The 21,392-nt window shown below is 61.4% G+C and carries 16 protein-coding genes; 9 read left to right on the top strand and 7 right to left on the bottom strand.

The window, feature by feature from the left end; genetic code table 11:
• Nucleotide 1: 1 nt before the first annotated feature.
• The 6 genes from folK to thpR form a co-directional block, all read right to left on the bottom strand.
• Entirely contained in the window at nt 2-502 is a 501-nt protein-coding gene (folK, locus tag AC2CGQ_RS14370) for a 2-amino-4-hydroxy-6-hydroxymethyldihydropteridine diphosphokinase (protein ID WP_004937558.1), read from the bottom strand.
• On the bottom strand, nt 502-2,049 hold the full coding sequence (gene pcnB / locus AC2CGQ_RS14365; protein ID WP_075201870.1) for a polynucleotide adenylyltransferase PcnB: 1,548 nt from the start codon (nt 2,047-2,049) through the stop codon (nt 502-504). Before pcnB ends, folK begins: the two co-directional genes overlap by 1 nt.
• Before the next feature lie 61 nt (nt 2,050-2,110).
• A complete protein-coding gene (gluQRS, locus tag AC2CGQ_RS14360) occupies nt 2,111-3,022 on the bottom strand; it encodes a tRNA glutamyl-Q(34) synthetase GluQRS (protein WP_015379024.1) in 912 nt (303 codons plus the stop codon).
• A gap of 195 nt (nt 3,023-3,217) precedes the next feature.
• Complete coding sequence (dksA, locus tag AC2CGQ_RS14355; protein ID WP_004937569.1) at nt 3,218-3,673, bottom strand: RNA polymerase-binding protein DksA; 456 nt, start codon at nt 3,671-3,673, stop codon at nt 3,218-3,220.
• 183 nt (nt 3,674-3,856) lie between these two features.
• Nucleotides 3,857-4,564, bottom strand: coding sequence for a DNA/RNA nuclease SfsA (sfsA, locus tag AC2CGQ_RS14350; RefSeq protein WP_004937572.1), 708 nt, complete (start codon nt 4,562-4,564; stop codon nt 3,857-3,859).
• On the bottom strand, nt 4,561-5,103 hold the full coding sequence (thpR, locus tag AC2CGQ_RS14345; RefSeq protein ID WP_015379023.1) for an RNA 2',3'-cyclic phosphodiesterase: 543 nt from the start codon (nt 5,101-5,103) through the stop codon (nt 4,561-4,563). The genes sfsA and thpR overlap by 4 nt, the downstream gene beginning before the upstream one ends.
• 190 nt (nt 5,104-5,293) lie before the next feature.
• Between thpR and hrpB the strand changes: the two genes are divergently transcribed.
• From hrpB to AC2CGQ_RS14310, 7 genes are all read left to right on the top strand, one after another.
• Complete coding sequence (gene hrpB / locus AC2CGQ_RS14340) at nt 5,294-7,732, top strand: ATP-dependent helicase HrpB (RefSeq protein WP_198386556.1); 2,439 nt, start codon at nt 5,294-5,296, stop codon at nt 7,730-7,732.
• A gap of 118 nt (nt 7,733-7,850) precedes the next feature.
• Nucleotides 7,851-10,343 (top strand): bifunctional glycosyl transferase/transpeptidase, encoded by a 2,493-nt coding sequence (mrcB, locus tag AC2CGQ_RS14335; RefSeq protein ID WP_015379021.1) that lies wholly within the window; start codon nt 7,851-7,853, stop codon nt 10,341-10,343.
• Nucleotides 10,344-10,594: 251 nt separating this feature from the next.
• A complete protein-coding gene (gene fhuA, locus AC2CGQ_RS14330) occupies nt 10,595-12,787 on the top strand; it encodes a ferrichrome porin FhuA (RefSeq protein ID WP_015379020.1) in 2,193 nt (730 codons plus the stop codon).
• A gap of 47 nt (nt 12,788-12,834) precedes the next feature.
• The gene (gene fhuC / locus AC2CGQ_RS14325; RefSeq protein ID WP_015379019.1) at nt 12,835-13,632 is read left to right on the top strand and encodes a Fe3+-hydroxamate ABC transporter ATP-binding protein FhuC; all 798 of its coding nucleotides are present in this window, start codon (nt 12,835-12,837) and stop codon (nt 13,630-13,632) included.
• The gene (fhuD, locus tag AC2CGQ_RS14320) at nt 13,632-14,540 is read left to right on the top strand and encodes a Fe(3+)-hydroxamate ABC transporter substrate-binding protein FhuD (RefSeq protein ID WP_088381914.1); all 909 of its coding nucleotides are present in this window, start codon (nt 13,632-13,634) and stop codon (nt 14,538-14,540) included. Before fhuC ends, fhuD begins: the two co-directional genes overlap by 1 nt.
• Nucleotides 14,537-16,525 (top strand): Fe(3+)-hydroxamate ABC transporter permease FhuB, encoded by a 1,989-nt coding sequence (gene fhuB / locus AC2CGQ_RS14315; protein ID WP_088381913.1) that lies wholly within the window; start codon nt 14,537-14,539, stop codon nt 16,523-16,525. The genes fhuD and fhuB overlap by 4 nt, the downstream gene beginning before the upstream one ends.
• A gap of 312 nt (nt 16,526-16,837) precedes the next feature.
• Nucleotides 16,838-16,990 carry a Hok/Gef family protein gene (locus AC2CGQ_RS14310; protein WP_004937610.1) on the top strand — a complete coding sequence of 51 codons (153 nt, stop codon included), beginning with the start codon at nt 16,838-16,840 and terminating at the stop codon, nt 16,988-16,990.
• A gap of 124 nt (nt 16,991-17,114) precedes the next feature.
• Here AC2CGQ_RS14310 and metK read toward each other — a convergent pair whose 3' ends face one another.
• A complete protein-coding gene (gene metK, locus AC2CGQ_RS14305; RefSeq protein WP_004937596.1) occupies nt 17,115-18,269 on the bottom strand; it encodes a methionine adenosyltransferase in 1,155 nt (384 codons plus the stop codon).
• Nucleotides 18,270-18,799: 530 nt separating this feature from the next.
• On the opposite strand from metK, the gene AC2CGQ_RS14300 reads away from it, so the two are divergent.
• Both AC2CGQ_RS14300 and speA read left to right on the top strand, forming a co-directional pair.
• On the top strand, nt 18,800-18,943 hold the full coding sequence (locus AC2CGQ_RS14300) for a hypothetical protein (RefSeq protein ID WP_464017219.1): 144 nt from the start codon (nt 18,800-18,802) through the stop codon (nt 18,941-18,943).
• A gap of 234 nt (nt 18,944-19,177) precedes the next feature.
• Nucleotides 19,178-21,154 carry a biosynthetic arginine decarboxylase gene (gene speA / locus AC2CGQ_RS14295; RefSeq protein ID WP_004937600.1) on the top strand — a complete coding sequence of 659 codons (1,977 nt, stop codon included), beginning with the start codon at nt 19,178-19,180 and terminating at the stop codon, nt 21,152-21,154.
• The last annotated feature ends 238 nt before the right edge of the window (nt 21,155-21,392 follow it).

Below are 21,392 nucleotides of genomic sequence, written 5' to 3'. Positions count from 1 at the left end.
GTCAGGATTTCGGTTTTGGCGAGTGCCACAGCGCCATGCCGTTTTCCGGCACGCGCTTGAGGCAGCTGGCGAGCGGTTCGCCATCGGGGAAAATCAGATCGGGGGCGATTTCCGCCAGCGGGTAGAGCATGAATTCGCGCTCTTTCAGGCCGTAATGCGGCACCGTCAGGCGATCGGTATGGATCACCTTGTCGCCGTACAGCATGATGTCCAGATCGAGCGTGCGCGGCCCCCAGCGTTCATCCTTGCGCACGCGCCCCTGATTGCGTTCTATCGCCTGGGTATGGTCGAGCAGCTGTTCGGGCGGCAACAGGGTATCCAGCGCCACCACCGCATTGAGAAAGTCCGGCTGGTTTTGCGGCCCCAGCGGCTTGGTGCGGTAAAACGAAGAACAGGTGACCAGCCGGGTGCGCGGGAGATGCTCCAGCGCCTCCAGCGCGGCGTTAACCTGTTGCAGCGGCTGCGCCAGGTTGCTGCCCAGCGCGATATAAACGCGGATCATTATGCCCCTTCTTTACGCGGTGCCCGGCGGCGAGGGCGGCGTTGGCGCGCGCGGCGCGGCGCCGGATCGTCACCCAGGGTGCTCAGCATGGCTTTCTGCCGCGCCGGCGTGGCGTCCTGGAACTCGCCCCACCACTCGGCCAGACGCAACATTTCCTGATTGTCTTCCACTTCCGCACGCAGCGCCAGCAAATCATAGGCGGCGCGGAATTTCGGATGCTCCATCAGTTTGTGCGCGCGTTTGCCCTGGCGGCGGGACAGGCGCAGCTGCAGCTGCCAGATATCGCGCACCAGCGTGGTGATGCGTTTCGGGATGGCCAGCGAGCGGCACTGCTCGTCGAGCACGTCGTTCATCGCCAGCGCGAAGGCGTCGTAGTAGGCCAGGCCGCTTTCCTGCGCCAGCTTCTGCGCATGCTCCAGCAGCGGGTACCACAGCATGGCGGCGAACAGGAACGCCGGGTTGACGCGCATGTCGTTCTGCAGACGGTGATCGGTGTTCTTCAGCACCTGCACCAGAATGCGCTCCATCGGCGTATCGTGGTTCGGCGTGAAGTTACGGGCGATCAGCGGGAACAGCGGTTGGAACAGCTGGTATTCGCACAGCTTCAGGTAGGTCTGGAAACCGTAACCCGCCTGCAGCAGCTTGAGGGATTCTTCGAACAGGCGCGCCGGTGGGATCTCATGCAGCAGCGAAGCCAGACGCGGGATCGGCTCGGCGGTCTCTTCGCTGATGCGCATGTCCAGCTTGGCGGCGAAGCGCACCGCGCGCAGCATACGCACCGGATCTTCGCGGTAGCGGGTTTCCGGATCGCCGATCAGGCGGATCACGCCTTGCTTCAGATCGTTCAGGCCGCCGACGTAATCGCGCAGGGTGAAATCCGCCACGCCGTAGTACAGGCTGTTGATGGTGAAATCACGGCGCTGGGCGTCTTCCTCGATCGAACCGAAGATATTGTCGCGCAGCAGCATGCCGTTTTGCGCCTGCTGGGAGGAATTCTTGTCGGATTCCTGATTCTGTTCGTGGTGACCGCGGAAGGTGGCCACTTCGATGATCTCCGGCCCGAACATCACGTGCGCCAGGCGGAAACGGCGGCCGACCAGGCGGCAGTTGCGGAACAGCTTGCGCACTTGCTCCGGCGTGGCGTTGGTGGTGATGTCGAAGTCTTTCGGCTTTTTGCCGAGCAACAGATCGCGCACCCCGCCGCCGACCAGATAAGCCTCGTAGCCGGACTTGTTCAGGCGATAAAGCACTTTCAGCGCATTCTCGCTGATGTCTTTACGGGAGATCGCGTGCTGTTCGCGCGGGATCACGGTCATCGAGTCGTTGCTCTCGGCGATAGGAAAAGGCGGACGCTTGCGCGGCGTTGAGCGGCGGGCAGGGGCGTTGCTGCCGTTATCGGCGGCGCGCGGCTGCGGCGCAGGACGGCTTGGCGCCGCGGCACGCTCTTCGCGGACTACGTTTTTATCGCCGGCCGCCGCGTCGTCGCGGGGCAGCTTGTCATCGCGGGTCAGTACCTTACGACAGAAGTTGGCTACTCGGGTAAAAATGGTACACCTCGATAGTGACTGATAAAAATGGAGCTAACAAAAAATAGCGGCTAATCATAGCTCACCATGGCTCCTTTGAGAATGCCGGCGTGTTTTCATCCAGAGGGATAGCCTCCTGACGCGGCACGTTTTCCAACCGCCAGTGTTCGATCGCCCAGCTCAATAATAATGGCAGGTCAAGATCTTGCCAGCTTTCCGGCAGCGGTTGGCGCAGAAATTTCAGCGCGGCGATCAGCACCGGGCGCGGATCGCCGGCGGGCAACGCCGGCGCATGATTTTGCTTCGACAGCTTGATGCCGTTGGCGCCCAGAGCCAGCGGCAGATGCACATAGGCGGGCACCGGCGCCTGCAGCTGGCGGTAGAGGGCAATTTGGCGCACCGTCGGTTCGATCAGATCGGCGCCGCGGACAATCTCGGTCACGCCCTGAAAATGGTCGTCGATCACCACCGCCAGGTTGTAGGCGAACAGCCCATCGCGGCGGCGAATGATAAAGTCTTCCCCCGCCAGCGCCGGATCGGCGTGCAATTCTCCCTGCAGGAGATCGTTGAACCGGTAAACGGGGGCGGTCTGACGCAAGCGGATAGCGGCACCCTGCGGGCCGAGCTGCAAATCGCGGCAGTGGCCGTCGTACAATCCGCCGATGTGCTGGATGCGGCTGCGGGTGCAGGTGCAGTAATAGCTGAGCCCCTGGCGCTGCAACAGATCCAGCGCGGCACGATAGGCGTCGTGACGTTGGGATTGATAGATGACCTGGCCGTCCCAGTGGAGACCATAATGTTCCAGCGCGGACAGGATGCGAGCGGCGGCGCCGGGGACTTCGCGCGGCGGGTCGATATCTTCGATGCGAACCAGCCACTGCCCGCGTTGGGCGCGAGCCTGAAGGTAGCTTCCCAGAGCGGCAATCAGCGAACCGAAATGCAGATCCCCGGAAGGCGATGGGGCAAAGCGCCCCACATAATGACTTTCTTGCATATCAGAGGGGAGAGGTTCCCTTTTCTCTGTGCGGCGCACGCGGGTGCGCACGCCGCAGCGATAACATACTCGTTATGCTTGAAACTGCATCTGTGTTAGCTGCGCCTGCTTACCCGAATCACTTACTTGAGTAAGCTCATCGGGATGCGCATTCTTGCCGCCTTGATGCAGCTCCAATCATGTAGAGTAGCGGTATTAGCCGGCCATCTGCTTTTCGCGGATCTCAGCCAGCGTCTTGCAGTCGATGCACAGATCGGCGGTCGGACGCGCTTCGAGGCGACGAATACCGATCTCCACGCCACAAGATTCGCAGTAGCCGAAATCATCGTCTTCCACTTTCTTCAGCGTTTTCTCGATCTTTTTGATCAGTTTGCGTTCACGGTCACGGTTACGCAGTTCAAGGCTGAACTCTTCTTCCTGAGTGGCACGGTCGGCCGGATCAGGGAAGTTGGCTGCCTCTTCTTGCATATGCGATACAGTACGGTCCACTTCGTCCCTGAGCTGGTTGCGCCACGCTTCAAGAATGCGCTTGAAATGCGACAACTGGGCGTCGTTCATGTACTCTTCGCCCGGCTTCTCTTGGTACGGCTCCACCCCAGCGATGGCGAGAATGCTCAAGGACGAGGTTTTACGGTTTTGCCCTTCTTGCATGTTGCTTCTCCTACATACACACGCACTATCGAATCCCCAATGCGGGGGAAAAACAGGCCGCTATAAATAACAGAAGGAAGGTAGGTTGGCAATTATTCCTGTCGCCCGCTTGACAATCGTGTGAAGGAGGGCGTATTTGGCGATCGTGCTGGCCGGTTGTCTATTTATAGGGACCCGACTGCGCTAATCGATAAAAAACGGCAGCTTATCGCAGAGATAAATACCGTCAGGTGATAACTTTGCCCCGTAGCAAACCACTTCCACTCCCAACTGCCGGACCTGTGCCAACAGCGCCGCATAGCGCTCATCTATATGATGTGCCGGTGCGACCTGCTCAATACCGCTGTGTAACACGGCAAAGAACAACACCGCCCGTTGCCCGCTTTCAACCACGCTGAGCAACTCACGCAGGTGCTTTTGCCCTCTGAGCGTTACCGCATCAGGAAAGTAACCACGTTGTTGTTGCAGTAATGTGACTGACTTAACTTCAATATAGCAGTTAACCCGATTTTCTGCCTGTAATAACAAATCGATACGGCTGTTTTCACCGCCGTATTTCACCTCGCCGCTGATTTTACTGTAACCGGATAATTCATTGATTAAATTATGTTCAATCGCCTCGCGCACCAGCGCGTTGGCGCGCAGGGTATTGACGCAGATCCAGTGCCCTTGTTGGGTATGGGTCAACTCCCAACTGTGGGCGTATTTGCGCTTGGGATTGTCCGAGGTGGAGTACCAAACGGTATCGCCGGGCGTGGCGCAGCCGGTCATGGCGCCGGTATTGGCGCAGTGCAGCGTAAAGGTTTCCCCTTCCGGGGTGATCACGTCCGCCAGAAAGCGTTTGTAACGTTTGATCAGCGTAGCGGAACGCAGCGGTGGAGAGAAAATCATGCGGATGCCTGTTTGGCCAGCGGCCACTGTTCGAGGTGTTGATAGCGGGTGCGGCCGTTTTCGAACACCGACTCATATAAGGAAAAGGCGTCGGCGCTGAACGCCCAGCCCGGCGTCGCCGGCGGGAGCGCCACCGGCTGAGTGGCGGCGCGCAGCAGCGTGATGTGCGGATGGAACGGCAGCGCGCTTTGATGGCAGCCGTTGCGGGCGGCCTGCGAACGCAGCAGCTCGGCCAGCTGCAGCAGCCCGCGCGGCGCGCGGCGGGTGCCGAGCCAGACCACGCCGGGGCGCGGCCAATGGCCGAGATCGTCGAGCCGCATGCTGAAGCCGGGTTGCACGATGCGGCCGGCCAGTTTGCGCAGCGCCAGTTCTTTCTGCGCGCTGACCTCGCCGAGAAACGCCAGCGTCAGGTGCAAATTGGCCGCCGCCACCGGCCGGCCGGCCCCCGGCGCAAACGCCTCGGCGCGCCAGCGGATCACCTGCTGTTGCAGGGCGTCAGGCAAGGACAGGGCGAAAAACAGGCGGCGCGAATTGGACATAAGGACTCGGCAAATGCATGACAAAACGGTCGGGAACAGCGGTAAACGTTACTGGCAGCGGCCCCGCGAGCGGCGCGGCGCACGAATGAGCTCCGTACTATAGCTAACGACGCCGCAGTTTGAAAGGTTACGGGGACAAAGCTAATGCTACACTGTACGCCGTTTAACGCTAACCACTACGGAGAATTCAGTGTCTTCATTGCCCGTCAGCGCGGTGCTCGATGAGTTGCTGGCTGCGCTGCAGTCTGCCCCGCAGGTGCTGTTGCACGCCCCGACCGGCGCCGGTAAATCCACCTGGTTGCCGCTGCAGATCCTGGCTAAGGCCGGGTTGCCGGGGCGCATTATCATGTTGGAGCCGCGGCGGCTGGCGGCGAAAAACGTCGCCTATCGCCTGGCGCAGCAACTGGGGGAGGAGCCTGGTCAGACCGTGGGCTACCGCATGCGCGCCGAAAGCAAAAGCGGGCCGCAAACCCGACTGGAAGTGGTGACGGAAGGCATTCTCACCCGCATGCTGCAGCAGGATGCCGAGCTGCAGGGCGTGTCGTTGGTGATCCTCGATGAGTTCCATGAACGCAGCCTGCAGGCCGATTTGGCGCTGGCGTTGCTGCTCGACGTGCAGCAAGGGCTGCGCGACGATCTGAAACTGCTGATCATGTCGGCCACCTTGGATAACGCTCGCCTGTCGCAGTTGCTGCCGGAAGCGCCGGTAGTGGTGTCTGAGGGGCGCAGTTTCCCGGTTGAACGCCTGTATCAGCCGTTGGCCAGCCATCAGCGGCTGGAGGACGGCGTAGCGGCGGCGGTGAAGCGGTTGCTGGCCGAACAGCCGGGATCTTTGCTGCTGTTCCTGCCGGGCGTGGCGGAGATCAATCGGGTGCTGGAGCGATTGACCGGCGAGGTGGCGAGCGATACCGATCTTTGCCCGCTGTATGGTGCCTTGCCTCTGGCGCAACAGCAAAAAGCGATTCAGCCGGCGGCGCCTGGCCGCCGCAAGGTGGTGCTGGCGACCAACATCGCCGAAACCAGCCTGACGATCGAGGGCATTCGGCTGGTGGTGGACAGCGGCCTGGAGCGCGTGGCGCGTTACGACGTGCGCAACGGTTTGACACGGCTGGCGACGCAGCGCATCAGTCAGGCCTCGATGGTGCAGCGCGCCGGGCGCGCCGGGCGCCTGGAGCAGGGCCTTTGCTGGCATCTGTTCGCCAAAGAACAGGCGGAACGCGCGGCGGAACATGCCGAACCGGATATTTTACAGAGCGATCTCACCGGCTTCTGGCTCGAACTGTTGCAGTGGGGTTGCTACGATCCGGCGCAGCTGACCTGGCTTGATGCGCCTCCGGCGGCGGCATTGGCGGCGGCCAGGGCGTTGTTGCGCCGGTTGGGGGCTACGGATGACGGCGACAAACTCACCGCACCGGGGCGCCAGATGGCCGCGTTGGGATGCGAGCCGCGGCTGGCGGCGATGCTGGTCGCCGGCGCGACGCTGAGCGCCGACGGCCTGGCGACGGCGGCGTTGTTGGCGGCGTTGCTGGAAGAACCGCCGCGCGGCGGGCAGATGGATATCGGTTATTGGCTGAGCCGCCCGCAAGCGAACTGGCGGCAGCGCGCCGCGCAGTTGGCCAAACGCCTGCCGCAACGTGCGGGGCAAGTCGACGTCGAGTTGGCACCGCACCTGTTGGCGCTGGCATTTACCGATCGCATCGCCCAGCGTCGCGGTCAGGACGGCCGCTACTTGCTGGCTAACGGCATGGGGGCGGCGATGAACCAGGATGAGGCGCTGTCGCGCGCGCCCTGGCTGATCGTCCCCAGCCTGTTGCAGGGCCACAACAGCCCCGATGCGCGAATCCTGTTGGCGTTGCCGGTGGACATCGAAGCGCTGGCGGCGCAGCTGCCGGCGATGGTCATGCAGCGCACGGCGGTGGAATGGGATGAAGAGAAGGGCACGCTGCGCGCCTGGAAGCGCCAGCAGATCGGCCGTCTGACGCTGCGCGCTCAGCCGCTGGCCAAACCGGCGGACGAAGAGCTGCAGCAGGCGCTGCTCGATTGGGTGCGCGCGCAGGGGCTGGCGGTGCTCAACTGGGAGGGCGCAGCCGAACAATTGCGGGTGCGCCTGCAGTGCGCGCAAGCCTGGCTGCCGGAGGCGGAGTGGCCGGCGATGGATGAAGAGCCGCTGCTGGCGGCGCTGGATCAGTGGCTGCTGCCGTCGCTGAACGGCGTGCGCGATCTGCGCGGCTTGAAGCAGGTCAACCTCGCCGAGGCGTTGTCCCGCCTGCTGGACTGGCAGCAAAAGCAGCGGCTGGATAATGCGCTACCCACTCATTACACTGTGCCGACCGGCAGCCGCCTGCCGATCCGTTATGAGGCCGGCAAACCGCCGGCGCTGGCGGTGCGTTTGCAGGAGATGTTCGGCGAGCAGCGCAGCCCGATGTTGGCGGAGGGTCGCATCCCGGTGGTGCTTGAGTTACTCTCACCGGCGCACCGGCCGTTGCAAATCACCGGCGATCTGGCGGCCTTCTGGCAAGGCGCCTACCGCGAGGTGCAAAAAGAGATGAAGGGCCGCTACCCGAAACACGTGTGGCCGGACGATCCGGCCACGGCGGTACCGACGCGCCGAACGAAGAAATATCAGTAGGTCGCGATCATTCAAGGTTTGGAATTCAGATGTTTCTTCTGGTCAGCGCTGCGGCGTCGGCACAGATTAAGCGACTAATCATGGCCGGCAGTGTCGGCAAGCTCGGAGAACAACAGCCATGGCTGGGGATGACCGCGAGCCCATCGGGCGCAAAGGAAAACAACCAAAAAGCACCGCGTCGCGCAAGCCGCCGCGCCGTCGCCGAGACGACGATTATGACGATTACGAAGAAGACGAGTATGACGATGATGAGTATGAAGAGGAGGAGGAACGCATGCCGCGTAAGGTAAAAGCGACTCCGCCGCGTAAAAAACGCCGCTGGCTCGGCCTGATTATCAAACTGATCCTGGTGCTCGCCGTCCTGTTGGCGATCTACGGCGTCTATTTGGATTCCCAGATCCGCAGCCGCATCGACGGCAAAGTCTGGCAATTGCCGGCGGCGGTGTACGGCCGCATGGTCAACCTGGAACCGGGCATGCCGTACAGCAAGAAGGAGATGGTCAACCTGCTGGAAGGCATGCAGTACCGTCAGGTCAGCCGCATGACGCGTCCGGGCGAGTTTACCGTACAGGCCAACAGCATCGAGATGCTGCGCCGCCCGTTCGACTTCCCGGATGGTAAAGAAGGGCAGATCCGCGCCCGCCTCGATTTCCAGAACAACCGCCTGGCGAAGATCGAAAACCTGGACAGCGGCCGCAGCTTCGGCTTCTTCCGCCTCGATCCGCGTCTTATCACCATGCTGCAGTCGCCGAACGGTGAACAGCGCCTGTTCGTGCCGCGCTCCGGTTTCCCGGATCTGTTGGTGGATACGCTGATCGCCACGGAAGACCGCCACTTCTATGAGCATGACGGCATCAGCCCGTACTCCATCGGCCGCGCGGTGCTGGCCAACCTGACCGCCGGCCGCGCGGTGCAGGGCGGCAGTACCCTGACGCAGCAGCTGGTGAAGAACCTGTTCCTGACCAACGAACGTTCGCTGTGGCGTAAGGCCAACGAAGCCTATATGGCGCTGTTGGTCGATTACCGTTACAGCAAGGATCGCATTCTGGAGCTGTATCTGAACGAGGTGTATCTCGGCCAGAGCGGCAGCGACCAGATCCGCGGCTTCCCGCTGGCCAGCCTGTATTACTTTGGCCGCCCGGTGGACGAGCTGAGCCTCGATCAGCAGGCGCTGCTGGTCGGCATGGTCAAGGGCGCGTCGCTGTACAACCCGTGGCGTAACCCGAAACTGGCGCTGGAACGCCGCAACCTGGTGCTCAAACTGCTGCAGAACCAGGGTGTGATCGACGGCGAGCTGTATGACATGCTGAGCGCGCGTCCGCTGGGCGTACAGCCGAAAGGCGGCGTCATTACGCCACAGCCGGCGTTTATGCAGATGGTGCGTCAGGAACTGCAAACCAGGCTGGGTGATAAGGTCAATGACCTGTCCGGCGTGAAGATCTTCACCACGCTGGATCCGGTGTCGCAAGACGCGGCGGAAAAAGCGGTCGAAGACGGCATCCCGGCGCTGCGCGCCGCGCGTCACCTGCAGGATCTGGAAGCGGCGATGGTGATTGTCGATCGCTTCAGCGGTGAAGTGCGCGCCATGGTCGGCGGCGCCAACCCGCAGTTCGCCGGTTTCAACCGCGCCATGCAGGCGCGCCGTCTGGTCGGCTCGTTGGCCAAGCCGCCGACGTATCTGACCGCGCTGTCCGAACCGGATAAATACCGCCTCAACACCTGGCTGGCGGATGCGCCGCTGTCGCTGAAACAGCCGAACGGCGCCGTCTGGCAGCCGAACAACTATGATCGCAAATTCCGCGGTCAGGTGATGCTGGTGGATGCGTTGGCCAACTCGCTGAACGTGCCGACGGTGAACCTCGGCCTGTCGGTCGGGCTGGATCAGATCAGCGCCACGCTGCAACGCCTGGGCATCCCGAAAGCGGAGATCAACCCGGTGCCTTCGATGCTGCTGGGGGCGATCGGCCTGACGCCGATGGAAGTGGCGCAGGAGTACCAGACCATCGCCAGCGGCGGTAACCGTGCGCCGCTGTCGGCGGTGCGTTCGGTGATCGCCGAAGACGGCACGGTGCTGTACCAGAGCTTCCCGCAGGCGGAGCGCATGGTGCCGGCGCAGGCCGCTTACCTGACGCTGTACGCGATGCAGCAGGGCGTGGCGCGCGGGACTTCCCGCTCGCTGTCGGTGAAGTTCCCGAACTACAACCTGGCGGCGAAAACCGGTACCACTAACGATCTACGCGACAGCTGGTTCGCCGGCATCGACGGCAAGGAAGTGGCGATCGCCTGGGTCGGGCGCGATAACAACGGCCCGGCCAAGCTGACCGGCGCCAACGGCGCGTTGACCCTGTATCGCCGCTATCTGGAAAACCAGACGCCGCTGCCGCTGATGCTGCAGCCGCCGGAAGGCATTAACCAGATGAGCATCGACTCCGCCGGCAACTTTATCTGCGGCGGCGGCAGTTGGCGCACCATCCCGGTCTGGACCGACAATCCGCAGGGATTGTGCCAGGCCAGCCAGGCGGCGGTGCAGCAACAGCAACAACCGGCGGCGGGTGAGCAAAAAGATGGCGATGGCGTCGCCGGCTGGATCAAGGATATGTTCGGCCAGTAATCGCTACCGGGGCGTCGGCCCCGGTGAAAGTTTTTTCTTTGTTATTAAGCCCGTAACCTTGGTTGCGGGCTTTTTTATTTTTCCGCTCGTTTTATTTCCCTGTTAACTGCAAGGCTAAGCGCCTAATCCTTAACCTATTTGCCCTATGAATTCGGCTTGCAGTTTAATTTGGCTTCTGCATAAAATGCGACGCTTATAATAATTATTATCGTTTACATTCGTCATTTAATAATTCATCAGAGAAATAAATCATGCTGACCAAGCGTCTTTCATCATCCGCGGCCAAGCAGGGCCGTCTCCCCGTCAACGCGTTAGCGATCACCGTCGCTGCGGCGTTGGGCACGCTGGCGATGCCGGCTTTTTCCGCCGACGCCAAGCCGGCCGCCAAGGAAGACACGATTACCGTTGTGGGCGGTAGCAACACCGCCCAGCAGGAAAGCGCCTGGGGGCCGGTCGGCACCTATGTCGCCAAGCGCAGCGCCACCGGCACCAAAACCGATACGCCGATCGAGAAGAACCCGCAGTCCGTTTCCGTGGTAACGCGTGAAGAGATGGATATGCGCCAGCCGGATACGGTGAAGGGCGCACTGGCCTATGCGCCGGGCGTATTCGCCAGCCGTGGCAGCTCCACGACCTATGACGCGGTGGCAATCCGCGGCTTCCCGGCCACCAACACCACCCAGTATCTGGATGGCCTGCGGTTGCTGGGCGACAACTACAGCGAAGCGTCCATCGATCCTTATTTCCTCGAACGCGCCGAACTGCTGCGCGGCCCGGTCTCGGTGCTGTACGGCAAAAGCAACCCGGGCGGTTTGGTCTCGATGGTCAGCAAGCGGCCAACCACCGAGCCGCTGCGCGAAATCCAGTTCAAGATGGGCAGCGACAACCTGTTCCAGACCGGTTTCGATTTCAGCGACGCGCTGGACGATCAGGGCATCTATTCCTATCGCCTGACCGGCCTGGCGAAAGACAGCGATACGCAGCAAAACATGAGCAAAGAGAAGCGCTATGCGATCGCGCCGTCCTTTAGCTGGCGCCCGGATGACAAAACCAACTTCACGCTGCTGGCCAACATTCAAAACGATCCCTATACCGGTTATTACGGCTGGCTGCCGAAGCAGGGCACGCTGATCCCGTTGCCGGACGGCAGCAAACTGCCGACCGATTTCAACGAAGGCGAAGCCAGCAACTATATGGCGCGCAAGCAGCGGATGATTGGGTACAGTTTCGAACACGCCTTCAACGATACCTGGGCGGTGCGCCAGAACCTGCGTTATATGCAGGTGGACACCGATATGAAGAGCATCTACGGATTTGGCTTGTCATCACCGACGACGATCAATCGCGCTTATGTTCAGTCGAAAGAGCACCTGAACAATTTTGCGGTTGATACTCAGGCGCAGGCGAAGGTGAAAACCGGCGATATCGACCATACGCTGTTGTTTGGCGTAGATTATTCGCGTATGCGCAACGATATCAATTCCGACTATGGTTCCGCAGACGGCCTGAGCATGACCCAGCCGCAGTATGGCAATGATGTGGTCAATATCAACTTCCCATACAAGTATTTGAACCGTCAGGAGCAAACCGGCCTGTATGTGCAGGAGCAAGGGGAGTGGAACCAGTGGCTGTTGACGCTGGGCGGGCGCTATGACTGGGCGAAAACGTCGGCCAATAACCGCGTTCTCGGGTACACCAACGAACGCTCCGATGGGCAGTTTACCTGGCGCGGCGGATTGAATTACCTGTTCGACAACGGCGTGACACCGTATTTCAGCTACAGCGAGTCGTTTGAACCGACCCTCGATACGTCAATCAACGGCCAGACCTTTAAGCCCTCGATCGGCAAGCAGTATGAAGCCGGTGTGAAATACGTGCCGAAGGATCGCCCAATCGTGCTGACCGGCGCGCTGTACCAACTGACCAAGAACAACAACCTGACGCCGGATCCGGATAACGCGCAGTTCAGCGTGCAGAGCGGCGAGATCCGTTCGCGCGGCGTGGAGCTGGAAGCCAAGGCGGCGTTGAATGCCAACGTCAACCTGATCGCCTCCTATACCTATACCGATGCGAAGTACACCAAGGACAATACCTATCAGGGCAAACCGACCGTCGAGGTGCCGAAACATATGGCGTCGCTGTGGGCGGATTATACCTTCCACGAAACGGCGGTGAGCGGTCTGACGCTGGGTTCCGGCGTGCGTTACGTCGGCTCCAGCTCGAGCTTCAACAGCGATAACTCCACCTTCAAAGTGCCGGACTACACGCTGGTGGACGCGACCATTAAATACGATCTGGCGCGCTTTGGCCTGCCGGGTTCGTCCGTGGGCGTCAACATCAACAACCTGTTCGACAAGACCTACGTGTCGAGCTGCTACCGCGACTACGCCTGCTACTGGGGCGCAGAACGCCAGGTGGTCGCCACCGCAACCTTCCGTTTCTAACCGGATAGCCGGGGCGGCACCGCGTCGCCCCGGACAAAGCAGGATCTATGCAGGACAAACTTCTTAATCCCGGCGCGACCTTCGCGCTGGATAACGCCAGTTTCGCCGTCCCCGGCCGGGTGCTGCTGCAACCGCTGTCGCTCAGTTTTCCCCAGGGCAAAGTCTGCGGCCTGATCGGCCATAACGGTTCCGGTAAATCCACCCTGTTGAAACTGCTCGGGCGGCACCATGCGCCCAGCGGCGGCCAGGTCTTGCTCAATCAGCAGCCGTTGGCGCAGTGGGACAGCAAATCCTTCGCCCGCCAGGTGGCCTACCTGCCGCAGCAGTTGCCGGCGGCGGAAGGCATGACGGTGCGCGAGCTGGTGGCCGTCGGCCGCTATCCGTGGCATGGCGCGCTGGGGCGTTTTGGCGCCAACGATCGTCAACAGGTGGAAGAGGCCATCGCGCTGGTGGGCTTGAAGCCGTTCGCCAACCGGCTGGTGGACAGCCTGTCCGGCGGCGAGCGCCAACGCGCCTGGCTGGCGATGATGGTGGCGCAGGACAGCCGCTGCCTGCTGCTCGACGAACCGACCTCGGCGCTGGATATCGCGCACCAGGTCGAGGTGCTGGCGCTGATCCAGCGCTTGAGCCGCGAACGCGATCTTACGGTGATCGCCGTACTGCACGACATCAACATGGCGGCGCGCTACTGCGACCATTTGGTGGCGCTGCGCGGCGGTGAAATGATCGCCCAGGGCGGCCCGCTGGAGCTGATGCAGGGGCCGGTGCTGGAGCAAATTTACGGTATTCCTATGGGCACGTTGCCGCATCCGAGCGGCGGCGCGCCGGTGAGTTTTGTCTACTGATGTCCTCTACATTCACTTCTTCTCACGATCCGCTGCGCCGCCGTTTGTTGATGGCGCTGGCGCTGTCGCCGCTGTTGGGTTCGTTGCCCGGCCGAGCGGCGGATGCGCCGCCGGATATCGCGCGCGTTGCGGCGCTGGAATGGTTGCCGATCGAGCTGCTGTTGGCATTGGGCGTGACGCCGCTGGCGGTGGCCGATGTCCATAACTATAACCTGTGGGTGGCGGAGCCAAAGCTGCCGGCGACGGTGGTCGACGTCGGCCAGCGCACCGAACCGAACCTCGAACTGCTGCAGCAACTGCAGCCTTCGCTGGTGTTGCTGTCGCAAGGCTATGGCCCGACGCCGCGCAAAATCCAACCCATCGCGCCAACCATGAGCTTCGGCTTCAACGACGGCAGCGGCAAACCGCTAACCGTCGCTCGCCAGTCGCTGCTGGCGCTGGGCCAGCGGTTGAGCATAGAAAGCCGGGCGGTAAACCACCTGGCGCAGTTCGACAGCTTTATGCAGGATGCGCGTCAGCGCCTGCAAAGCTACACCCGGCAACCGCTGCTGTTGTTTTCCCTGATCGACACCCGCCATGCGCTGATCATCGGCCAGAAAAGCCTGTTCCAGGAAGCAATGGACCAACTGGGCATCCGCAATGCCTGGCAGGAGCCAACCGACTTTTGGGGCACGGCGGTGGTGGGGATTGAACGATTGGCCACGGTGCGTAACGCCCGGGTCATTTATCTCGATCACGGCAATCAGGCGATGATGGACAAGGTCAGCGCGACGCCGCTGTGGCAGTCGTTGCCCTTCGTGCGGCAAAACCAGCTGCGGCAGGTGCCGGCGGTGTGGTTCTATGGCGCCACGCTGTCGACGATGCGGTTTTGCCGCCTGTTGGCGCAGGCTCAGGAGAGTGCGTCATGAATGCGGGCATCCGGAAATTGCCGCTGACGCTGATCCTGCTGTTGCTGGCGGCGGCAGGCGGTTTAACGATATATAACCTGGTGCAGCAGCTGCCGCCGGCGCAATGGGTGCGGGCGCTCAGCGCGCCGGACATCGACGACGTGCGGCAAATGCTGTTCCATTACAGCCTGCTGCCGCGGTTGACGGTGTCACTGTTGGCCGGCGCCGGTCTGGGGTTGGTCGGCGTGCTGTTCCAGCAGGTGTTGCGCAATCCGTTGGCGGAACCGTCGACGCTCGGCGTGGCCGCCGGCGCGCAGCTCGGCCTGACCATCGCCACGCTGTGGGTGCTGCCGGGGGGCGAGTTCACCCGCCAGTTGGCCGCTATGGTGGGGGCGATTGTGGTGGGCGGGCTGGTGTTCGGCGTCGCCTGGGGCAAGCGGATGTCGCCGGTGACGCTGATTCTGGCCGGGCTGGTGCTGGGACTTTACTGCGGCGCGGTCAACAGCCTGCTGGCGCTGTTTCATTACGATCAACTGCAGGGCATGTTCCTGTGGGGCACCGGCGCGCTGAACCAACAGGATTGGAGCACGGTGCAGTTTATCCTGCCGCGTTTGCTGGTGGCCGGTGCGCTGGCGGCGCTATTGCTGCGCCCGCTGACGCTGCTGGGGCTGGACGACGGCGTGGCGCGCAACCTGGGGTTGGGGCTGTCGATGGCGCGCTTCTGCGCCCTGGGGCTGGCCATCATCTTCAGCGCCATGTTGGTGAGCGCCGTGGGCGTTATCGGCTTTATCGGCCTGTTTGCGCCGCTGATGGCGAAGATGCTGGGCGCGCGCCGTCTGGCGCACCGCATGATGCTGGCGCCGTTGCTGGGGGCGCTGTTGCTGTGGCTGACCGATCAGGTGATGCTCGGGGTGACGCAGGTGTGGCGCGAGATCCCGACCGGTGCGGCCACCGCGCTGTTCGGCGCGCCGCTGCTGCTGTGGCTGTTGCCGCGTTTGCGCAGCGCCGCCACGCCGCCGCCGATGAACCTGGGCGATAAGGTGCCTGCCGAGCGCGGGAATCTGCCCGGCTGGATCCTGCTGGGTGGCCTCGTATTGCTGATCGGCCTGACGCTGGCGCTGATGCTGGGTAAAAATGCCGGCGGCTGGCACTGGAGCCTGGGGGCAGAACTGGACTCCCTGCTGCCGTGGCGCTGGCCGCGGGTGCTGTCGGCGTTGGCCGCGGGCATGATGCTGGCGGTCGCCGGCACGCTGATTCAGAAACTGACCGGCAACCCGATGGCCAGCCCGGAAGTGTTGGGCATCAGTTCCGGCGCCGCTTTTGGCGCCGTGATGATGTTGTTTATGGTGCCGGGCGACGCCTTCGTTTGGCTGCTGCCCGCCGGCAGTCTGGGGGCGGCCGTTACGCTGCTGATCATCATGATCGCCGCAGGCCGCGGCGGTTTCTCGACGGAACGCATGCTGCTCGCCGGTATCGCGCTCAGCACCGCCTTTACCACCGTCATCTTCCTGCTGTTGGCCAGCGGCGATCCGCGTATGGGGGGCTTGCTGACCTGGCTCTCTGGCTCGACCTATTCGGTGGAGCCGGCGCAGGCGCTGCGCACCGCGCTGGTGGCCGCCTGCCTGATGGTATTGGCGCCGCTGTGCCGCCGTTGGCTGACCATCCTGCCGCTTGGCGGCGCTACCGCTCGTTCGGTGGGGATCGCCTTGACACCTGCGCGATTGACCATCCTGTTGCTGGCCGCTACGCTGACCGCCATGGCGACCCTGACCGTGGGGCCGCTGAGCTTTGTCGGGCTGATGGCGCCGCATATGGCGCGCATGCTGGGCTTCCGCCGCGCGCTGCCGCAGATGGTGATCGCCGCGCTGTTGGGTGGCTTGCTGATGGTGTTTGCCGACTGGTGCGGGCGGATGCTGCTGTTCCCGTATCAGATCCCCGCCGGGTTACTGGCGACCTTTATCGGCGCGCCGTACTTCGTTTATCTGTTGCGTAAGCAGACGTCGTAATCGGCATCTCGGCCGTGCTTTTTCTGCCATCAAAGGCTCAGCGTCGCTGAGCCTTTTTTTATTTTTCATGGTGTTGTAAGGCGCTGCGAGCGGTCGCGCAAAAATGATATTGGGTGCGAAAAGGAACACGAGGCGTGGTGGTGAGATGAATATACTGCGGGCGGGTGCTCTGGATCTTTGTCTCTGGAGCCCGAGCGAAAGATACAAAGAGAAAAGCCCCGAGTCGATATTCATCAACCCGAGGCCTACTCTAACGCATCACAACGTTAAGTTAGCCTCTTACCCGCCGCGAGGCAAGGAGAAGAAGGCATGATGCCGAACAAACGGAGCCTGTTAAAATTGGTGGTTATTTGTGCCACAGTAATATCACTGGCATGGATAACCCGCAGCACGCTGTGTGAGCTGCGGATCCGATCGGGCACTACGGAGGTTGCGGCCATTTTGGCTTACGAATCCGAACGGTAAGGCAACCCGGCGGCGGGGGCGGTGCCTCCGCTTGCTGGCAGTCGATGCGTTGATCCGGGAGCACCCATCCGCTCAAAAAAAACGGCGAGCCTTGGCTCGCCGTTTTTCATGTTGATGTCGGGGCTTATTTCAGGCCGGCGGCATCGCGCAGCAGCTCAGCTTTGTCGGTCGCTTCCCACGGGAAGTGCTCGCGGCCGAAGTGGCCGTAGGCGGCGGTTTCGCGGTAGATCGGCTGCAGCAGATCCATCATCTGGATCAGGCCGTATGGGCGCAGATCGAAGAATTCGCGCACCAGCAGCGTCAGCTGTTCGGTTGGCACTTTCTCGGTACCGAAGGTTTCCACCATGATGGAAGTCGGTTCCGCTACGCCGATAGCGTAAGACACCTGGATCTCGCAGCGATCGGCCAGGCCGGCGGCGACGATGTTTTTCGCCACGTAGCGCGCCGCGTAAGCCGCGGAACGGTCAACCTTGGACGGATCCTTACCGGAGAAGGCGCCGCCGCCGTGGCGAGCCATGCCGCCGTAGGTGTCGACGATGATTTTACGTCCGGTCAGGCCGCAGTCGCCCATCGGGCCGCCGATAACGAAACGGCCGGTCGGGTTGATGTGGTATTTGGTGCCCGCCGTCAGCCATTCCGCCGGCAGTACCGGCTTGATGATCTCTTCCATCACCGCTTCTTGCAGATCTTTCAGCGCGATGTCTTCGGAATGCTGGGTGGACAGAACGACGGCGTCGATGCCGACGATTTTGCCGTCGTCGTATTGGAAGGTCACCTGGCTCTTCGCGTCCGGGCGCAGCCACGGCAGGGTGCCGTTTTTACGCACTTCGGACTGGCGCTGCACCAGACGGTGTGCGTAGGTCACCGGAGCCGGCATCAGCACGTCGGTTTCGTTGGTGGCGTAGCCAAACATCAAGCCCTGATCGCCGGCGCCCTGCTCGAGAGGATCGGTACGGTCAACGCCCTGATTGATATCCGGGGATTGCTTGCCGATAGCGCTCAATACTGCGCAGGAGTTGGCGTCAAAGCCCATGTCCGAATGAACGTAGCCGATCTCGCGCACGGTCTTGCGGGTGATCTCTTCGATATCGACCCAGGCGCTGGTGGTGATTTCACCGCCGACCAGGACCATGCCGGTTTTCACGTAGGTTTCGCAGGCGACGCGCGCCTTCGGATCTTGTTCCAGGATGGCGTCGAGGACGGCATCGGAGATCTGGTCGGCGATTTTATCTGGATGTCCTTCGGAGACGGATTCGGACGTGAAGAGGTGTTTAGCCATTGTGTTCTTTACCTTGCATAAGACGGGTTAGAAATTACTGCACAGCGCTGGAGATCCGGCATCGAAGCGAAGGGTCTTCCGCTGATGGCGCGAGATGCATCCTGCAACGCCCCTCAGGCAAAGCCGTTAAGCAGTTTATCAGTTAACCAGTATAGATGGATTAACATCTGGACGTCTATTTTAGGTCAGGGTTTAGCCAGATTGCCAGTAATTTTTTGCGCTTTCGCTCTTTTGCGCAAACGGGTTGGCGCCATTTTCATCGCTTGAAACAGTTTTCGGCGAATTTTCATTTTGCTTTTTCACCTGCTTACCGGTATAAACTGCGCGCGCGGTTCATTTGCTGCACAGTACGGCGGTCTGGCGTGGGGGAAGGTACGATAAACTTCCGCTTTGCATTCGCCGGCATTGCGCTATTATCCGTCGCGGGCGTTCGCCGTGGCGCCGCCGCTTCATCGAACGGTCACGTTCTTACACTATTTTAGAGGCTGGGTCGTTCACTCCGAACGGCGCGCGTGGAGGTGGTTGGATTAATGATCCGTTGTCTACCGGTTGTTGGTTCCCAACAGCAGTGCCGTTCTGGCGCACATTCTTCTGCTATTTCCCGTCTTGTCTCTCTGTCACTTACCAGGTGCGATAAACACTTGGCCGCTACTCAGGATTCTCGGGCCGGCTAACGGTCGTCTGAAGAACTGAACAAGGGTAGCCTGCAGCCTTCCTGTGGGATGTTTCTTGGCCCGATTCACGAGGTTTGAACAGGGTGTCTTACAATTATATGAGTGATAAACCGATCGCTGACCGCGAACGGCAGTTCTCTTCGCTGCCGCCGGCGCGGCTTGTTGGGTTGTTCTCGCGGGTTGTAGCTGCGATAGTGGCTGGCGGTTTCGTCAGTACGGAATGTGAGGCGAACCATGTCTGATGATCTGTTGATTCACCGTCCGCCGGTTGCGGGCGAGTCTTTATCTTTGCGCTCCATGCAGGAGGTTGCCATGAATGATCGTAATGCCAGCAAGATGCTGCGTACTTATAACGTCGCCTACTGGGGCAACAATTACTATGACGTCAACGAGCTGGGCCATATCAGCGTGTGCCCGGATCCGGATGTCCCGCAGGCGCGCGTCGATCTGGCAGAACTGGTGAAAACACGCCAGCAAGACGGCCAACGTCTGCCGGCGCTGTTCTGCTTCCCGCAGATCCTTCAGCATCGCCTGCGTTCGATCAACGCCGCGTTCAAACGCGCGCGCGAGTCCTTCGGTTACCAGGGCGGCTATTTCCTGGTGTATCCGATCAAGGTGAACCAACATCGCCGCGTGATTGAATCGCTGGTGAATTCCGGCGAGCCGCTGGGGCTGGAAGCCGGCTCCAAGGCCGAGCTGATGGCGGTGCTGGCGCATGCCGGCATGACCCGCTCGGTGATCGTCTGTAACGGTTATAAAGATCGTGAATACATTCGCCTGGCGCTGATCGGGGAAAAACTGGGGCACAAGGTGTACCTGGTGATCGAAAAGATGTCCGAGATCAACCTGGTGCTGGAAGAAGCCGAACGCTTGAACGTCATACCGCGCCTGGGCGTGCGTGCGCGTCTGGCGTCGCAAGGCTCCGGCAAATGGCAGTCGAGCGGCGGCGAAAAGTCCAAATTCGGTCTGGCGGCGGTGCAGGTGCTGAAGCTGGTGGAGACCCTGCGCGAAGCGGGCCGTCTCGACAGCCTGCAGTTGCTGCATTTCCACCTGGGCTCGCAGCTGGCCAACATTCGCGATATCGCCACCGGCGTGCGCGAATCGGCGCGCTTCTACGTTGAGCTGCACAAGCTGGGCGTCAACATTCAGTGCTTCGACGTGGGCGGCGGTTTGGGCGTCGACTACGAAGGCACCCGCTCGCAGTCCGATTGCTCGGTCAACTACGGCCTGAACGAATACGCCAACAACGTGATTTGGGGCATCGGCGACGCCTGTAACGAACACGGCCTGCCGCACCCGACGGTGATCACCGAGTCCGGCCGCGCCGTGACCGCGCACCACACGGTGCTGGTCTCCAATGTGATCGGCGTAGAGCGCAACGAATTCAGCGAACCGCAGCCGCCGGAAGCCGACGCGCCGCGCGCGCTGGAAAGCATGTGGGAAACCTGGCTGGAAATGAACGAGCCGGAGAACCGCCGCTCGCTGCGTGAATGGCTGCACGACAGCCAGATGGATCTGCACGATGTGCATACCCAATATGCGCACGGCATGCTGGACCTGACCAAGCGCGCCTGGGCCGAGCAGCTGTATCTGAACATCTGCAACAAGATCCAGCAGCAGCTCGATCCGAGCAACCGCGCGCACCGCCCGATCATCGACGAATTGCAAGAGCGCATGGCGGACAAGTTCTACGTCAACTTCTCGCTGTTCCAGTCGATGCCGGATGCCTGGGGTATCGATCAACTGTTCCCGGTGCTGCCGCTGGAAGGGCTGGATAAGCCGCCGGAAGGCCGTGCGGTGCTGCTCGACATCACCTGCGATTCCGACGGCACCATCGACCATTACGTCGACGGCGACGGCGTGGCGACCACCATGCCGATGCCGCCGTACGATCCGGAGAACCCGCCGGCGCTGGGCTTCTTCATGGTCGGTGCGTATCAGGAGATCCTCGGCAACATGCACAACCTGTTCGGCGACACCGCCTCGGTTGACGTGTACGTGTTCCCGGACGGCAGCGTCGAGACCGAATTGTCCGACGAGGGCGACACCGTGGCGGACATGCTGGAGTACGTGCAGCTCGATCCGAGCGCGCTGCTGTCCAAATTCCGCGATCAGGTCAAAGAAACCGATCTGGACAGCGAGCTGCAGGCGCAGTTCCTGGAAGAGTTTGAAGCCGGCCTGTACGGTTACACGTATCTGGAAGACGAGTAATGAAGTGAAGGAAGGCCGGGCGGCTTAAGGACGCCCGGCCTTTTCTTTTCTGTCGCACGACTAAGTTTTCGATGGCGTACAGGTTGCAGGCAGCCATGCTGCCGTTCGAACGGCGGCGCAGGGCGTACTTAACATTACCGGGCTTTTGCCGCCCTGATGCAACGTCCAACTCTGCAGTGGTGAGTTCAACACGTTACGAAAAGTATGTTTTCTTTCATCTTCTTTATTGAATGCATCC

This window comes from Serratia sp. DFXYC6 (genome assembly GCF_057196085.1).
Note: the sequence above shows the minus strand (reverse complement) of the source record. Positions and strands in the feature narration are given on the sequence as shown.

Coding starts and splice junctions, on each gene's coding strand:
- dksA (WP_004937569.1), bottom strand. CDS start 3,673: ATGCAAGAAGGGCAAAACCGTAAAACCTCGTCCTTGAGCATTCTCGCC.
- speA (WP_004937600.1), top strand. CDS start 19,178: ATGTCTGATGATCTGTTGATTCACCGTCCGCCGGTTGCGGGCGAGTCT.
- AC2CGQ_RS14310 (WP_004937610.1), top strand. CDS start 16,838: ATGCCGAACAAACGGAGCCTGTTAAAATTGGTGGTTATTTGTGCCACA.
- fhuA (WP_015379020.1), top strand. CDS start 10,595: ATGCTGACCAAGCGTCTTTCATCATCCGCGGCCAAGCAGGGCCGTCTC.
- AC2CGQ_RS14300 (WP_464017219.1), top strand. CDS start 18,800: ATGATCCGTTGTCTACCGGTTGTTGGTTCCCAACAGCAGTGCCGTTCT.
- sfsA (WP_004937572.1), bottom strand. CDS start 4,564: ATGATTTTCTCTCCACCGCTGCGTTCCGCTACGCTGATCAAACGTTAC.
- fhuD (WP_088381914.1), top strand. CDS start 13,632: ATGTCCTCTACATTCACTTCTTCTCACGATCCGCTGCGCCGCCGTTTG.
- gluQRS (WP_015379024.1), bottom strand. CDS start 3,022: ATGCAAGAAAGTCATTATGTGGGGCGCTTTGCCCCATCGCCTTCCGGG.
- fhuC (WP_015379019.1), top strand. CDS start 12,835: ATGCAGGACAAACTTCTTAATCCCGGCGCGACCTTCGCGCTGGATAAC.
- metK (WP_004937596.1), bottom strand. CDS start 18,269: ATGGCTAAACACCTCTTCACGTCCGAATCCGTCTCCGAAGGACATCCA.
- thpR (WP_015379023.1), bottom strand. CDS start 5,103: ATGTCCAATTCGCGCCGCCTGTTTTTCGCCCTGTCCTTGCCTGACGCC.
- fhuB (WP_088381913.1), top strand. CDS start 14,537: ATGAATGCGGGCATCCGGAAATTGCCGCTGACGCTGATCCTGCTGTTG.
- folK (WP_004937558.1), bottom strand. CDS start 502: ATGATCCGCGTTTATATCGCGCTGGGCAGCAACCTGGCGCAGCCGCTG.
- mrcB (WP_015379021.1), top strand. CDS start 7,851: ATGGCTGGGGATGACCGCGAGCCCATCGGGCGCAAAGGAAAACAACCA.